The 15,537-nt window shown below is 64.6% G+C and carries 15 protein-coding genes; 5 read left to right on the forward strand and 10 right to left on the reverse strand.

Annotated features, from left to right (window positions below):
* Nucleotide 1: 1 nt before the first annotated feature.
* From ESZ60_RS00460 to ESZ60_RS00480, 5 genes are read right to left on the reverse strand one after another with little or no spacing between them, the layout of a single operon-like run.
* On the reverse strand, nucleotides 2-271 hold the full coding sequence (locus ESZ60_RS00460) for a K+/H+ antiporter subunit F (protein ID WP_134678438.1): 270 nt from the start codon (nucleotides 269-271) through the stop codon (nucleotides 2-4).
* Nucleotides 268-759: a Na+/H+ antiporter subunit E gene (locus ESZ60_RS00465; RefSeq protein WP_134678439.1), complete on the reverse strand. Its 492-nt coding sequence runs from the start codon at nucleotides 757-759 to the stop codon at nucleotides 268-270. Before ESZ60_RS00465 ends, ESZ60_RS00460 begins: the two co-directional genes overlap by 4 nt.
* The gene (locus ESZ60_RS00470) at nucleotides 756-2,348 is read right to left on the reverse strand and encodes a monovalent cation/H+ antiporter subunit D (protein WP_134678440.1); all 1,593 of its coding nucleotides are present in this window, start codon (nucleotides 2,346-2,348) and stop codon (nucleotides 756-758) included. The genes ESZ60_RS00465 and ESZ60_RS00470 overlap by 4 nt, the downstream gene beginning before the upstream one ends.
* Nucleotides 2,348-2,719: a Na+/H+ antiporter subunit C gene (locus tag ESZ60_RS00475; protein WP_134678441.1), complete on the reverse strand. Its 372-nt coding sequence runs from the start codon at nucleotides 2,717-2,719 to the stop codon at nucleotides 2,348-2,350. The genes ESZ60_RS00470 and ESZ60_RS00475 overlap by 1 nt, the downstream gene beginning before the upstream one ends.
* Nucleotides 2,719-5,562, reverse strand: coding sequence for a monovalent cation/H+ antiporter subunit A (locus tag ESZ60_RS00480; protein ID WP_134678442.1), 2,844 nt, complete (start codon nucleotides 5,560-5,562; stop codon nucleotides 2,719-2,721). The genes ESZ60_RS00475 and ESZ60_RS00480 overlap by 1 nt, the downstream gene beginning before the upstream one ends.
* A gap of 122 nt (nucleotides 5,563-5,684) precedes the next feature.
* Between ESZ60_RS00480 and ruvC the strand changes: the two genes are divergently transcribed.
* The 5 genes from ruvC to ESZ60_RS00505 are packed head-to-tail and all read left to right on the forward strand — an operon-like array spanning nucleotide 5,685 to nucleotide 9,209.
* Nucleotides 5,685-6,179 (forward strand): crossover junction endodeoxyribonuclease RuvC, encoded by a 495-nt coding sequence (gene ruvC, locus ESZ60_RS00485; RefSeq protein WP_134678443.1) that lies wholly within the window; start codon nucleotides 5,685-5,687, stop codon nucleotides 6,177-6,179.
* A 10-nt stretch (nucleotides 6,180-6,189) separates the two neighbouring features.
* Entirely contained in the window at nucleotides 6,190-6,861 is a 672-nt protein-coding gene (gene ruvA, locus ESZ60_RS00490) for a Holliday junction branch migration protein RuvA (RefSeq protein ID WP_134678444.1), read from the forward strand.
* 8 nt (nucleotides 6,862-6,869) lie between these two features.
* Complete coding sequence (gene htpX / locus ESZ60_RS00495) at nucleotides 6,870-7,784, forward strand: zinc metalloprotease HtpX (RefSeq protein WP_134678445.1); 915 nt, start codon at nucleotides 6,870-6,872, stop codon at nucleotides 7,782-7,784.
* Nucleotides 7,781-8,806 carry a Holliday junction branch migration DNA helicase RuvB gene (ruvB, locus tag ESZ60_RS00500; protein WP_134678446.1) on the forward strand — a complete coding sequence of 342 codons (1,026 nt, stop codon included), beginning with the start codon at nucleotides 7,781-7,783 and terminating at the stop codon, nucleotides 8,804-8,806. Before htpX ends, ruvB begins: the two co-directional genes overlap by 4 nt.
* Nucleotides 8,799-9,209, forward strand: a complete 411-nt coding sequence (locus ESZ60_RS00505) for a PaaI family thioesterase (protein ID WP_134678447.1) — start codon at nucleotides 8,799-8,801, stop codon at nucleotides 9,207-9,209. Before ruvB ends, ESZ60_RS00505 begins: the two co-directional genes overlap by 8 nt.
* 310 nt (nucleotides 9,210-9,519) lie before the next feature.
* Here the strand turns inward: ESZ60_RS00505 and ftsH are convergent, their stop codons facing one another.
* The 5 genes from ftsH to tolB are packed head-to-tail and all read right to left on the reverse strand — an operon-like array spanning nucleotide 9,520 to nucleotide 15,513.
* On the reverse strand, nucleotides 9,520-11,415 hold the full coding sequence (ftsH, locus tag ESZ60_RS00510; RefSeq protein ID WP_134678448.1) for an ATP-dependent zinc metalloprotease FtsH: 1,896 nt from the start codon (nucleotides 11,413-11,415) through the stop codon (nucleotides 9,520-9,522).
* 60 nt (nucleotides 11,416-11,475) lie between these two features.
* The gene (tilS, locus tag ESZ60_RS00515; RefSeq protein WP_134678449.1) at nucleotides 11,476-12,747 is read right to left on the reverse strand and encodes a tRNA lysidine(34) synthetase TilS; all 1,272 of its coding nucleotides are present in this window, start codon (nucleotides 12,745-12,747) and stop codon (nucleotides 11,476-11,478) included.
* A complete protein-coding gene (locus ESZ60_RS00520; protein ID WP_425331296.1) occupies nucleotides 12,737-13,660 on the reverse strand; it encodes a tetratricopeptide repeat protein in 924 nt (307 codons plus the stop codon). Before ESZ60_RS00520 ends, tilS begins: the two co-directional genes overlap by 11 nt.
* A complete protein-coding gene (pal, locus tag ESZ60_RS00525) occupies nucleotides 13,660-14,166 on the reverse strand; it encodes a peptidoglycan-associated lipoprotein Pal (protein WP_134678450.1) in 507 nt (168 codons plus the stop codon). Before pal ends, ESZ60_RS00520 begins: the two co-directional genes overlap by 1 nt.
* Nucleotides 14,167-14,187: 21 nt before the next feature.
* Nucleotides 14,188-15,513, reverse strand: a complete 1,326-nt coding sequence (tolB, locus tag ESZ60_RS00530; RefSeq protein ID WP_134678451.1) for a Tol-Pal system beta propeller repeat protein TolB — start codon at nucleotides 15,511-15,513, stop codon at nucleotides 14,188-14,190.
* Nucleotides 15,514-15,537 lie beyond the last annotated feature (24 nt).

Here is a 15,537-nt window from a genome sequence, read left to right on the forward strand (position 1 = left end):
CTTACTCGATGATATCGCCGCGCAGGATGAATTTCCCGTAAGCCACGGTCGAGATGAAGCCGACCATCGCAAAGAGCAGCGAGGCCTCGAAATAGATGCCGGTGCCCTTGTCGATCCCGAAAAGCGCCAGCAGCGCGATCGCGTTGATCGTCATGGTATCAAGCGCCAGAACGCGATCCGCGATGCCGGGGCCAAAGACCACGCGGTAGAGACAGAACAGCATGGCGATGCCGAAGCACAGATAGGCAAAGCCCAGGGCGAAACCGATCATTCGAAGATCTCCTTCAGGCGACCCTCATAGCGGGACTTGATCTCGGCCACGACGGATTGCGGATCGGGCGCGTGCAGGCAATGGACCAGCAGCGCGCGGCCGTCCTCGGACAGATCGCAAGTCAGCGTCCCGGGTGTGAGCGTGATGGTCGAGGCAAGCGCCGTGATCGCCTCGGGCTGCCGCAACTCAAGCGGGATCACGATCCAGGCGGGTTGCAGAGCCCGGCGCGGCTTGAACAGCACGATCATCGCGACATCCCAATTGGCCTTGACGATGTCATAGAGCACGAGGCCCAGATAGGCGGGGATCTTGCCCGGAGCCCTGAGCCGCGCCGTGTCGGGCCAATATGGCGCGGTCATCAGCGGAATGACGATGCCGAGCATCATGGCAAAGACCAGCGAGCCGACGGCCCAACGGTTCACCAAGAGCATCCAGACCACGATCAGGACCAGCGACAGATAGGGATGCGGCAGCAGGCGGCGGATCATTTCGTGCCCTCCTGATTGTCGAGAACCGCGCCAAGATAGATCGAAGGGTCGTGCAACTGCGCGGCGGTGTCGGCGGCAAAGCGGGTGACCGGGCCGGCAAAGACCGTCAGCGCGACGATCCCCGCCAGCAAGAGCCCCACGGCCGAGGCGGCAAGCGCGGGCGATGCCGCATCCCCAAGGTCCTGGATATGCTCGTCGGGCTCCAGCTTGGTCGGGATCGGGCCGGGCCGCGCGGCAGCCGGGCTCATCTTGGCCAAGGGCACGTCCTGAAACTCATAGGCTTTCCAGAAGACCAGCGACCCCGCGCGCGACATGCCATAGATCGCAATCAGCGAGGTCACGAGAATCGTGCCCCAGATCCAGATTGCCTGCGGCGTGTCGCGGGTGGCATCCAGCACCAGAAGCTTGCCGATAAAGCCCGAAAAGGGCGGCATCCCCACGACCGCGATCGCGGTGGCGAAGAACAGCGCCGCAATCAGGCCATTGCCGGGCATGACCCCATCAAGCCGCAGCCAGAGGTCGCCGCGCCGCGCCCCGATCATGTCCACGACAAGGAACAGCGCCGCCCCGGCCAGTGTGGAATGGATGATGTAATAGATCGCCGCAGTGGTCGCTTGGGGCGTGAATTGCGACACCGCGATCATCAGCGTCCCGACCGATCCGATTGCCGCGAATGCCGCCAGTCGGCCCAAATTGCGCGTGCCGAGGATGCCGATCTGGCCGATTGCCAGCGTGAACAGGGCGGCGGGCAGCAATAGCTCCATCACCACGCCTTCGATCACCGTGTCCTGCGGAAAGACCAGCGTATAGAAACGGAGGATCGCATAGACCCCGACCTTGGTCATGATTGCGAAAAGCGCCGCGACCGGCCCGGGCGCGTTGGCATAGGTCGATGGCAGCCAGAAATGCAGCGGCACCAGCGAGGCCTTGATCGCAAAGACCAGCATCAGAAGCACCGCGCCGGTGCGCAGAAGTGCCGTGTCCTCGGCCGGCATCATCGCGACGCGGGCGGCCATATCAGCCATGTTCAGCGTGCCGGTGACCGCGTAAAGCACCCCGAGCGCGGCCAGAAACAGGGTCGAGCCCGCCAGGTTATAGGCGATATATTGCACGCCTGCGCGCAGCCGCATCGGCCCACCGCCATGGATCATCAGCCCGTAGCTGGCGATCAGCAGGATCTCGAAGAAAACGAACAGGTTGAAGGCATCGCCGGTCAGGAAAGCGCCGCAGACCCCCATCAGCTGGAACTGCCACAGCGCGTGGAAATGCCAGCCCTTGCGATCCCAGCCCGAACCGAATGCATAAAGCTGCACGGCAAGCGCCAGCGCCGCCGTCAAGGCGACCATCAGCGCCGCCAGCCGGTCCAGCATCAGCACGATGCCGAAGGGGGCAGCCCAGTTGCCCAGACGATAGACATAGACCTCGCCGGACGAGGCCATCCAGTTCAGGTACAGCGCAACCCCCAGCAGAAGCGCGGTCCCGGCGATGGAAAAGACGCGCTGCAGTAGCAGATCGGCGCGCATCCACAGGATGATAAGCGCGCCCATGACCGCCGGCAGGACGACGGGGGCAATCAGGATATGGTTCATCAGCGTCCTTCCCCGGCCTCGATACGGCTCACGCCGGGTTCGCGATCCGCGCGCGGCATATCGACGCGGTCATCGCCGCCTTCCAGAAATGCCCCCAGCGCCATCATGACGGTCACGGCCGTCATCGCGAAGGAAATCACGATGGCCGTGAGCACCAGCGCCTGCGGCAGCGGGTCGGTATAGGCCGTTACCCCGGATTCGATGATCGGAGGCTGGTTCACCACCAGTCGTCCGGTCGAGAACAGGAACAGGTTGATCGCATAGCTCAGCAACGTCGTGCCCAGCACCACCGCGAAGCTGCGACGCCGCAGGATCAGATAGATTCCGGCCGCAGTCAGGACCCCTATCGCACTCGACAGCAAAAGCTCCATCAGCGGTCTCCCTTGAACAGGCTTGGGTTGATATCCATCGGCTCGGCATTCACGGTCTCGCCCGCCTGCCGCGCGATCCGCGACAGCGAATTCAACGCCAGCATCACCGCGCCCACGACGCAAAGGAACACGCCAAGGTCAAAGCCCATGGCAGAGGCCAGTTCGAATTTCTCAAGACCCGGCAGTTCCACATAGCCAAAGGTCGATGTCAGGAACGGATAGCCTGCGAACCATGCGCCAAGGCCCGTGACCGCCGCGCAGGTGACGCCCGCTCCGATCATCGCGTGATAGGGCACGCGATTGCGCTCTTGGGCCCAGCCAAAGCCAGAGGCCATGTATTGCGAGACCAATGCGATGGACACGATCAGCCCCGCGACAAAGCCGCCACCCGGTAGGTTATGGCCGCGCAGGAAGATATAGACACCGACGACCAGCGTGATGGGCAGGATCAGGCGGGTGATGACGACCAGAAGCAGGGGATGACGCGCGCCGGCACGGCGCTCTTCATGGACCCAGTTGCGCAGGCGGCGTCCGCTTGCCCCGGCCAGAAGCGTCTCGGTCAGCGCAAAGATCGCGAGGGCCGCGATGCCCAGAACGGTGATTTCACCGAACGTGTCATAGCCGCGGAAATCGACGAGGATCACGTTCACGACATTATGGCCGCCTCCCAGTTTGTAACTGGTCTCCAGCATGTAATTCGCGATCGAGGGCATGGCGAAATCGCTGCGCATGACGACATAGGACAGCGCGCCGAAGCCAAGCCCCGTCAGCGTGGCGATGAAGGCGTCGAAGCCCCGCTTGCCGTCGCGGCTTTCCAGAATGGTGCGCTTGGGCAGGAAATTCAGCGCCAGCAGCAGCAGGATGACCGTCACCACCTCGACCGAGATCTGCGTCAGCGCAAGGTCGGGCGCGGAAAGATAGACGAAGCAGCCCGACACGATCAGCCCGATGATCGCCACCAGAACCAGCGCCAGCAGGCGGATGCGGTGGAACGCGACCATGCAGCCCGTCGCGACCATCAGAAGCACCCATCCGATCAGCGGGATCGGCTGGATCGGCAGCATCGGACGCACGGCACCGGCATAGTTCCCGCTCAGGAAGGCCCAGAAGCCGCAAAGGATCACCGTCAGGCAGAAAGCCGCAAAGGCCCGCGCCATCGACCCGTTGCTGAACCGTTCCGTCACCCGATGCGCCAGCTGCAGCGCGCTCAGGGTCGTGGCGTCGAAAATGGCTTTGGCATCCGGCCGCCACAGGGCATTGCGGAGCGCAAGCAGGCGCGGATGCAGGACCAGAAGCAGGACGCCCCCCACCGTCGCCGCCAGCGACAGCAGCAAGGCAGTGTTCACGCCATGCCACAGCGCCAGATGGGGATGCGGATGGGCGCCGGTCACCGCCGCCGCCGAGGCCTCGACCAGCCAGCCGGCAAAGAACTGCGGTGCGAGCCCGATCAGGACGACCAGAACGACAAGAAGGGCCGGGCTGAACCAGAGACCAAAATCCGGATCATGCGGCTTATGCGGGTAATCGTCACGCTCGGGCCCGAAGAAGACATGCCAGATGAAGCGCAGCGAATAGCAGACCGAGAACACCGCCCCGATCGTCGCCATCACAGAGATCAGATGGGCATTGCCCTGCCAGACGGTATGGGTCGCCTCTTCGAGCATCATCTCTTTCGAGATGAAGCCGTTGAGCGGCGGGATCCCCGCCATGGAAAGCGCCGCGATCGTCCCGATGACGAAGGTGATCGGCATCAGCTTGCGCAAGCCGCCCAACCGCGCGATCGAGCGCGTCCCTGCCTCGTGGTCGATGATGCCTGCCGTCATGAACAAGGCGGCCTTGAATGTCGCGTGGTTGATGATGTGGAAGACGGCCGCGACGGCCGCCGCCTCGGTCCCGAAGCCGAGCAGCATGGTGATCAGGCCCAGATGCGACACGGTCGAAAAGGCCAGAAGCGATTTCAGGTCATCGCGGAACATGCCGATCAGCGCCGCAAGGACCATGGTGATCAAGCCCGTCGTCGCGACGATGTAGAACCATTCCGGCGTGCCCGAAAGCACCGGCCAAAGCCGCGCCATCAGGAACAGCCCCGCCTTGACCATGGTCGCGGAATGCAGATAGGCTGAGACGGGCGTGGGCGCCGCCATCGCGTGCGGCAACCAGAAATGGAATGGGAACTGCGCCGATTTGGTGAAAGCGCCCAGCAGGATCAAGAGCAGCGCAGGCAGGTAAAGCGGACTGGCCTGAATCGCCTCGCGCGCGTTCAGGATGTCCCCGATCTCGTAGCTGCCGACGATATGGCCCAGGATCAGCATCCCCGCAATCATCGCAAGCCCGCCAAGGCCGGTGACGGTCAGCGCCATACGCGCGCCCTGCCGACCCTCGGGCAGGTGTTTCCAATACCCGATCAAGAGGAAGGACGACAGCGAGGTCAGTTCCCAGAAAATCAGCAAAAGCAGGATATTGTCCGACAGGACGATGCCCATCATCGCACCCTGGAACAGCATCAGATAGGTGTAGAACACCCCCACCGGATCATGACGCGACAGATAGAAGCGGGCATAGGCGATGATGAGAAGCCCGATCCCCAGGATCAGGATGCCAAAGAGCAGCCCCAGCCCGTCGATGCGAAAGCTGGCATTCAGACCCAGAGACGGCAGCCAGTCGAACCGCGCGGTCACGACCTCGCCCGCCATCACCTCGGGAATATGCAGGCACAGGCCCAACAAGGCGACGAATGTGGCCGCCGCACAAGACATCGCCGCCACGTCCCGCCCCGATCGGATCAAGAGGCCCGGCAAGAGGGCCCCGACAAAGGGAAGGGCGGCAATAAGTGCAGGCGACATGGGTCCTCCGTCCAATGGCGCCTCTATCTCCCGACACAGGCCTTGCTTGTCAACCCAAGCCACGTTTGACGCTAGGAGATGTTCTCCTTTCGTGCTAACCAACGAAAAAATTTGAGGCAGGCATGAAGATCATCGGGATAGACCCCGGCTTGAGGAACATGGGTTGGGGGATCATTTCCGTCGATGGTCCTCGCCTTCGCCATGTCGCGAATGGCATCATCCATTCCGATGGCGGCGATCTGGGCCCGCGGCTGGCCGTGCTGTACCGGGGGCTTTGCGCGGTGATTTCGCTTCATGCCCCGCAGGCGGCGGCGGTCGAGCAGACCTTTGTCAACAAGGACGCGGTCGGCACCCTGAAACTGGGACAGGCGCGCGGCATCGCGCTGCTTGCCCCGGCCGAGGCCGGGCTTGAGATCGGCGAATATGCCCCGAATGCGGTCAAGAAATCCGTCGTCGGCGTCGGCCATGCCGCCAAGGAGCAGATCCAGCACATGGTCCGTTTCATGCTGCCGGGCGTCGAGTTCGAGGGCCCCGACGCCGCCGACGCGTTGGCCGTGGCGATCTGCCACGCCCATCACTTGCAGGGCCGCGCCCTGCGCATCAAGATTAAGGCATGAGGGAAAGCGCATGATCGGACGTATTGCGGGCATCATCCTGCACCGGGCACAGGACCATGTCCTGATCGACGTGCGTGGCGTGGGCTATATCGTCCATGTCAGCGAACGCACCGCCGCAAGCCTGCCGCCCGCCGGTCAGGCCACCGCGCTCTATACCGAACTTCTGGTGCGCGAGGATCTCTTGCAGCTTTTCGGCTTTCCGAGCCTTCTTGAAAAGGAATGGCACCGGCTGCTGACCTCGGTCCAGGGGGTCGGGGCCAAGGTGTCGCTTGCGATCCTCGGCACGCTCTCGGCCGAAGGCCTGTCGCGCGCCTTGGCGCTTGGCGACTGGTCGGCGCTGCGAAAAGCCCCGGGCGTCGGGCCGAAGCTCGCGCAGCGCATCACCATGGAACTCAAGGACAAGGCCCCGGCGATCATGGCGCTTGGCGGCAGTCTGACCGTCGATCCCGGCCCCCTGCCCCAGGCCGATGCGGTGATCGAGACCCCGGCGACATCCGCCCCCACCCCGCGCATCGACACCAGCGCGCAGGCGACGGCGGACGCGCTGTCGGCTTTGTCGAATCTGGGCTATGCTCCGTCCGAGGCCGCCGGTGCCGTGGCCGAGGCCTCGGCCCAAGAACCGGGCGCGGGCACCTCGGCCCTGATCCGCGCGGCGCTCAGGCTCTTGGCCCCCAAGGAGTGAGGCAGACGATGTCCGGAAACCTGCGCACCTTTGTCCTGATGGCCGCCATGACCGCGCTGGTCATGGCGATGGGCTACCTGGTCGGCGGGAGAGGCGGCGCGGTTTTCGCGCTGATCTTCGCGGGCGCAGGCAATCTCTGGGCGTGGTGGAACAGCGACAAGGCGGTGCTGCGCCAGCAGGGCGCGATGCTGGTCAGCCGGCAGGACGCACCCGAACTGGTCGAAATGGTCGCCGCGCTCGCGCAGCGCGCCGGCCTGCCCATGCCCAAGGTCTATGTCCTCGCCACCGAACAGCCGAATGCCTTTGCCACCGGCCGCAACCCGGAGAACGCCGCCGTGGCGGTGACGCAGGGCATCATGCGCGTGCTTTCCCGCGACGAGCTTGCGGGCGTGATCGCGCATGAGCTTGCCCATATCAAGCATCGCGATACGCTCATCATGACCGTCACCGCGACCATGGCGGGCGCAATTGCCATGCTGGGCAACATGCTGATGTTCTCCAGCATGTTCGGGGGGCGTGACGATCAGCGCGGCGGCGGGCTGGCCGGCATTCTCGCGATGATCTTCGCGCCGATGGCGGCGGGGCTGGTGCAGATGGCGATTTCGCGCAGCCGCGAATATGAGGCCGATCGCATCGGCGCAGAGATCTGTGGTCAGCCCATGGCGCTGGCGGGCGCATTGGCCAAGATTTCCCGCGCCGCCGGGCAGATCGTGAATATCCCGGCCGAAAAGAACCCGGCCGCCGCGAGCATGTTCATCATCAATCCGCTTCATGCCCTGCGCATGGACAGGCTTTTCGCAACCCATCCCGCGACCGAAGAGCGCATCGCGCGGCTTCAGGCCATGGCCGGACGGGGCGGCTACAGCCATTCGCGCATCCCCTCGGCAGGCGGTCGCGACGGCGGACCCTGGGGCGGGAAATGATCGATCCCGATCCCATGCTGCGCCCAGAGCCGCTCGAGAGCGACAGCGAGGACCGCGCCCTGCGCCCGCAGATGCTTGAGGATTTCGTGGGTCAGGCCGAGGCCCGCGCCAATCTCCGCGTCTTTATCGAAAGCGCCAAGATGCGCGGCAAGGCAATGGATCACACCTTGTTTCACGGGCCTCCGGGCCTTGGTAAAACCACGCTGGCGCAGATCATGTCGCGGGAACTGGGCGTCAACTTCAAGATGACCTCGGGGCCGGTTCTGGCGCGGGCGGGCGACCTTGCGGCGATCCTGACCAATCTGGAAGCCCGCGACGTGCTGTTCATCGACGAGATCCACCGCATGAATCCGGCGGTCGAAGAAGTGCTCTATCCGGCGATGGAAGATTTCGAACTGGACCTCGTGATCGGCGAAGGCCCCGCCGCGCGCACCGTCCGGATCGAGTTGCAGCCCTTTACCCTTGTCGGCGCGACCACCCGTCTGGGCCTGCTGACGACACCCTTGCGCGACCGGTTCGGAATCCCGACCCGGCTGCAATTCTACACGATCGACGAGCTTGACCTGATCGTGACGCGCGGCGCGCGACTCATGGGCATTCCCTCGGACCCCGCCGGCACGCGCGAGATCGCGAAACGTGCGCGCGGCACACCCCGGATCGCGGGCCGCCTCTTGCGCCGCGTGATCGACTTTGCGCTGGTCGAGGGGAACGGGACCCTGACCCGTGAGATCGCCGATAATGCCCTGACCCGGCTGGGGGTGGACCATATCGGCCTCGACAGCGCGGACCGGCGCTACCTGACGCTGATGGCCGAGCATTACGGCGGCGGGCCGGTGGGGGTCGAAACGCTTTCCGCCGCGCTCTCGGAAAGCCGCGACGCCATCGAGGAAGTGATCGAGCCCTATCTGATGCAGCAGGGCCTTGTCAGCCGAACCCCGCGTGGCCGGATGTTGGCGCGCCTTGGCTGGCGGCATCTGGGATTGGACGTGCCGCGCATTCAGGACAGCCTATTCGATGACTGAGCTCGAGGCGCGCATCCGCGCGAGTTTCGACCGCCAGACCATGATGAAAACGCTTGGCGCGACCCTGACCGCGATCGCGCCGGGCCAGATCGGAATCTCGGCCCCGATCCTGCCCGGCTCGCTCCAGCAGCATGGCGCGGGTCATGCCGGGCTGGCCTTCAGCATCGGGGATTCGGCGGCCGGCTATGCCGCGCTGAGCGTGATGCCCGAGGAGGCCGAGGTGATGACGGTCGAAATGAAGATCAACCTCATGTCCCCTGCGACGGGCGAACTTCTGCTGGCCGAGGGGCGGGTGATCCGGCCGGGGCGGCGCATTCTGGTGGTGGCGGCGGATGTCTGGGCGATCACCGGCGATACGCGCAAGCATGTCGCCATGCTGCAAGGGACCATGATCCCGGTCTGACCGGACCGATGCCAATCCCAACCCTTTCGGACGAGTAGTTGCCGGTCTGCCACGCGCTCTGCCGCGAACCTCAAGCGGGGAACCTTGCTATCCCGCGGGGTGTTTTCCTGAGACAGGGCGGGATTGGCTCACGCCAGCCCGCATACAAAGGAGAGACCGATGAAGATCGCCAGTTTCGTCATCAATGTCGGTTTCGGCGTTGGCCTTGCGATGGGAGCCGTCGCGCTTCTTCTCCTCTGATAAAGCCTATCGACAGTAAAAGACCCCCGGCCAACGGCCGGGGGTCATTCATTTGATCGGGTTACGCGCCTTAGCCCTGCGGGGCAGGCTCTGCCGCCGGGGACGTGGCGGCGCCCGCGCGGGGGATCGAGGTCACCGAGGGGATCGACGAGCCCGGCGTGCCGTCATCGCCACCCAGCTGCTCGCCACGGATGATCTTGCCGATATCCTCGCCCGTCAGGGTCTCATATTCCAGAAGGCCCTTGGCGAGACGTTCGAATTCCTCGGTCTTTTCCGACAGGATGCGATAGGCGTCCTGATAGCCCTGTTCGATCAGGTCATGGACCTCTTGTTCGATCAGCTCCTTGGTCGCCGCCGAGACCGAGAAGCCGCCGGTATTGCCGGAATAACCCTCATGCGCCTCGGCATAGTCGATATTGCCGACCTTGTCCGACATGCCCCAGCGCATCACCATCGCGCGGGCCAGTTGGCTCGCCTGCTGGATATCACCGGCGGGACCGTTCGAGACGCCCTCTTCGCCGTATTTGATGATCTCGGCTGCCTTGCCCGCCATGGTCATCGCGAGCTTCTGCTTGGCCTCGTCCTTATGGTAGTTCAGCCGGTCCATCTCGGGCAGCGAGACGACCATGCCAAGCGCGCCGCCACGCGGGATGATCGTGGCCTTATAGACCGGGTCGCATTTCGGAAGGCTCAGGCCGACAATGGCGTGACCGGCCTCGTGATAGGCGGTCTTTTCCTTCTGCTCGGGAGTCAGCACCATCGAGCGGCGCTCGACGCCGAGCATGACCTTGTCCTTGGCATTCTCGAAATCTTCCATCGCGACGAAGCGGCGGCCCAGACGCGCGGCCATAAGTGCAGCCTCGTTCACGAGGTTCATCAGATCCGCACCTGAGAAGCCCGGAGTGCCGCGCGCGATGATGCGCAGATCGACATCGGGGCCGACCGGAACCTTGCGGGCATGGACGGACAGAATCTTTTCGCGGCCCTTGATATCGGGGTTCGGCACATAGATCTGCCGGTCGAAGCGGCCCGGACGCAGCAGCGCGGGGTCCAGCACGTCCTTGCGGTTGGTCGCGGCGATGATGATGACACCTTCATTGGCATCGAAGCCGTCCATCTCGACCAGAAGCTGGTTCAGGGTCTGCTCGCGCTCATCGTTGCCGCCGCCGATGCCGACGCCACGGGCGCGGCCCACGGCGTCGATCTCGTCGATGAAGACGATGCAGGGGGCGGATTTCTTCGCCTGCTCGAACATGTCGCGGACGCGGCTCGCACCGACGCCGACGAACATCTCGACGAAGTCCGAACCCGAGATGGTGAAGAAGGGCACGCCCGCCTCGCCAGCAATAGCGCGGGCAAGCAGCGTCTTACCGGTACCGGGCGGGCCTACCAGCAGCGCGCCTTTCGGGATCTTGCCGCCGAGGCGCGAGAATTTCTGCGGATTGCGCAGGAATTCGACGATCTCTTCCAGTTCTTCCTTGGCCTCGTCGATGCCCGCGACATCGTCAAAGGTCACCCGGCCATGCTTTTCAGTCAGCAGCTTCGCCCGCGATTTGCCAAAGCCCATCGCGCCGCCTTTGCCGCCGCCCTGCATGCGGTTCATGAAGAAAATCCAGACCCCGATGAGCAAGAGGAACGGCAGCCAGACGCCCAGAAGCGACATGAAGCCGGATTGCTGCTGGCGTTCGACGCGGACCTCGACACCTTTGCCGATCAGGCGGTCGGCGATTTCCTCGCCCTGCGGGCGGACGGTCGAATAGGTTTTTCCATCCTTACCGGTGATGCCGATGGTTTCGCCGTCAATCGTGACAGCAGAGACCTGATCCTCATCGACCCTCTGGATAAAGTCAGAATAGCTGATCTGGCGGCTGTTCATCTGCGACGAACCGTCGCTGAACAGGTTGAACAGCGCCAAAATCATCAGGAACAGCACCACCCAGAAGGCGATATTGCGCGCGTTGCCCAAAGGCAGATCCTCCAAGGGTAGACAGGCTTTGGCCTGAAAATAGGGATTCCGGCGTCAGGTTCAATGAGTATAGAGCAAAGCAATGAACTGAGAGAGCCCGCGCAGCGGGATTGCGCTGTAATCCGGATGCGGTTTGAGAGCGGGCGCGGCCAGGATTTCGCCGTCCTGCCAGATGCCGGGGCTGGCCGCAGCCTCGTCGCGCAGCATCCCCGAGGCGCGCCAGTTCAGCCCCGGCAACGGCTCATGCCCCAGGGCGCGAACCTCTTGACCCGGCAGCAAGCCCTTGATCAGCCAGCGCCCATCCCAGATTTCCTGCCCCGACAGGCTGCAGGCCCGCGCCGCCGCGACAGGCTCACGATAAAGCTGCAACCACTCGCCGCGGGGCTCGACGATGACACCCTCCAGCGTCAGACGCGGAGCGGTATTGAGCGCGGAAATGGCATTGAGCAGCGTTTCGCGTCGTGGCGGGTAATCGGCCCCGGTGACGAAGCGCAGCCCTGCGACAAGAAGTCGCCGACGGATCTCCAGCGGGGCGCGGCGGAAGGCGGTCCAAGGCAGCTTCAGCGTGCCCTGCTGCGCCGTGGCCCCTTCGGCGGTCAGCGCGGCGAAATCCTGCAGCGCGTCGCGCGCCTGCGCCATATTCGCAGCTGATTGGGCCAACTGGCGCGCCGGCAGGTTCAGCCCGGCCAATGCCTTGCGGATGCGGACGCGGTCGTAATCCTCGTTCTCGTTGGAGGGATCATCAATCCAGCCGATGCCGCGGCCGGTCATCCATTCCCGAAGGTCCCCGCGCGAAACGCCCAGCATGGGCCTGATCCAGCGCATGCCAAAGGCGATCCGGCTCTCGGCCATGGCGGCCAGCCCGTCGACGCCCGACCCGCGCGCCAGGCGCATCAGCAGGGTCTCGGCCTGATCGTCCAGCGTATGGCCCAGCAGGACCGCATCCAGCCGGTTGCGCTCGGCCCATCCCGACAAGAGCCGCAGCCGGGCATCCCGCGCCGCGGCCATCAGGTTTCCGGCCTCGTTGTCCCGCTGCCAGAGCAATGTCGCATGGGGAATGGAAAGGGCCGTGGCGGCGCGATGCGCCTGTCTCGCCTCATCGGCGGATTCGGGTCGCAATCCGTGATCGACGGTTGCGGCCATCAGCAGCCGCCCCTGCGCCCAGCCCCGCGCCAGATGCATCAGCGCCATCGAATCCCCGCCCCCCGACAGGGCAATGCCCAGCCGGGGCAGATCGCCGGACAGTCGGGTCAGTGCGGCGCCGACCTGTCGCGCGACGGGATCATGTTCCGGGATGTCGTCTCTTTGCCCCGCTACGGGATCATTGCCCATCGGCAAGATCCGCCGCCGCCTCTGGGTCCATCAGCGCGGGATCACTCGCCGCCTCGTCTTCGAAGGAGGCACATTGCGCATCCCCCAGCCGCTTTTCCGCCTCGGCGGCCTGCGCTGTACCGGGAAAGCGCGCAAGAATTTCCTGGAGGTAGAAGCAGCCCTGTTCCGGTCCTCCCCTTGCGCTCATCGCGCGCGACAGGCCCAGAAGCGAATCCGCGGCCTGCGGACCATTGGGATTTGCCGCGAAGCTTTCCAGCCAGGCGATGCCCGCGCCCGAAAGATCCCCGGCGGAATCCAGCGCGGCGCCGCGCAGGAACAGGGCCTCGGCGGTCAGGGGGCCGCCCGCGTGATGATGCGCTAGATGCGCGAAAAGATCGGCTGCCTGACGAAAGTCACCCTGACCGAGCACCTCCCGGGCCCGGTCGAAATCGGCCTGTTCCGCCGCCGTAGCAGCCCCGGCCAAGGGGGTCGTGGCGGGCGCGTCAAGCGCGCCCTGCTGGTCCGAGGAAGGCAGGGGGGCCACGGAGCCGCCCTGTTCGCCCAATGTCGGGGTGGTCAGGCTGCCCAGATCGCAGCCCTCTTCCATTTCGCAGAGGCGGAATTCGATATCCCCGATGCGGGTCGTGCCGTCCCGCACGATGCGATCGACGCGGTTCTGCAACTGTTCGGTCTGGCCAGTCAGTTGCTGAAGCCGTGCTTCCATCGCGTTCATGCGGTCGATGGCGCTGTCGCCCCCTGCCGCGGCAAACCCAGCCGGACCGGCTGCGACCAATTCGCCCCGCAAGCTTTGCAGATCCGCCGAAAGCTGGTTCAACTCGGTCCGGATATCGGCCAGCGTCTCCTGATCCTGCGCTTCGGCGGGCAGCGCGCTCAGCGCCAGCCCCAGTGCAAGCATGATGCCCCGCAATGCCATCACATACCCGCCCCTGGGCTGACGGCGGTGACCGCGCGGCGGTTCTTGGTGTAGCATTCCTCGGTCGAGCAGATTTCCAGCGGGCGCTCCTTGCCGTAGCTGACGGTGCGCAAACGGCCCGAACCCACGCCCTGCGAGATCAGGTATTCCTGCACGGAACTTGCCCGGCGCGCGCCAAGCGCGAGGTTGTATTCGCGGGTGCCCTGCTCATCGGCATGACCCTCGATCAGGGCCGAGAAGCCTTGGTTCTGATTCAGCCAGCCGGCCTGATTGGCAAGGATGGTGCGGGCTTCGGGGGTCAAGGTCGATTGATCCACGGGAAACAGAACCGTGTCGCCCGCCGTCGCCTTGAAATGCTCGGCGGTGCCGGGCAGCGCGCTGACACCGACACCTTGGTTCATATTGGCATAGGGATCATTGACCATCGGGCCCTGTTGGGCGGGGCGCGAACACGCCGCGGTCGCCAGCAGCATCCCGATCGCCGCAAATTTCACGAATGTCTTCATAATTCTGTCCAGTTCCCGCGGTTACGGCAGCAAGGGACCCCAATCCGGGTCCGAGGCCGCGCCATTCAACTTGACCGGTCGCATGTTCCGCCCGGTGATGTCCACCGAATGCAGGCGCGGCTCGCCATTGCCGCCGGGGGTGACGCGGGTAAACATCACGACGCGCCCATTGGGGGCCCAGGAGGGGCCCTCGTCAAGGAACGATTCGGTCAACATCTTTTCTTCCGAGCCATCCGTGCGCATCACGCCGATATGAAACTTGGCCCCGACCTGCCGGGTAAAGGCGATCATGTCGCCGCGCGGCGACCAGACCGGCGTGCCATAGCGGCCCTCGCCGAAGCTGATGCGCTTGGGCTCTCCACCGCTGGCCGACATCACATAAAGCTGCGGCTGGCCCGAGCGGTCGCTTTCAAAGACGATCTGACTGCCGTCGGGCGAGAAGCTGGGCGAGGTCTCGATAGAGGGGGCATTGGTCAGCGGGCGCTGCGCCCCGCTTGCCGCATCCATCTGGTAGATGTCGGTATTGCCGTTCTTTTCCAGCGAATAGACGATCCAGCGCCCATCCGGCGAGAAGCGCGGCGAAAAGCTCATCCCGCCCTGCTGCGCGTTCAGCGGACGCGCCGCCAGCGAATTCACATCCATCATCATCGCGGTCGGGAAGCCCGAGGCATAGCTGGTATAAAGCAGGCGCGAACCATCGGGCGAGAAGCGCGGCTTCAGCACCAGCGTGGAATCATCGGTCAGGAATTTGATATTCGCGCCGTCGTAATCCATGACGCCGATCCGCTTGCGGCGGGCATCCTTGGGACCGCTTTCCTGCACGAAGGCAACGCGGCTGTCGAAATAGGGGCCTTCGCCCGTCAGGCGGGCATAGACCTGATCGGCGGCCTTATGCGCGGCGCGCCGCCAATTGCCGGTCCCGGCGTCGAACTGCATCCCATCGCCCAAGGGCTGACCGGAAAACACATCGAACAGGCGGAACTTGACCACGACCTTGCCGCCCTCGACCCGGACCGCGCCGGTGATCAGGGCTTGGGCATTGATCGCCTTCCAATCCTCATAGGCGACCGGGGTCTCGAAGCTTTCGGGGCGCGCGATATGGGCCGAGGCCGGGATCTCGCGGAACAGGCCGGTCCCGGTCAGGTCGGCGGCGATCAGGTTCTGGACCTGCGCCAGCAATTCGCCCGCGCCCCCCTCGTCATGGAAGGCCGAGATCGCGAAAGGCATCGGCTCGATCACGCCATCGGTGATCTCGATACGCAGCGGGCCGTCCTGCGCGAGAACCGGCGCGGCAAGGCCCAGACCCGCAAGGGCCAGAGCGGAGGTCAGGAAAAATTTACGCAACATGAATAGCCCTCGGAGGTCTGGTTG

Origin of the sequence: Paracoccus ravus (assembly GCF_004522175.1) — a bacterium.
Lineage (GTDB): Bacteria > Pseudomonadota > Alphaproteobacteria > Rhodobacterales > Rhodobacteraceae > Paracoccus > Paracoccus ravus.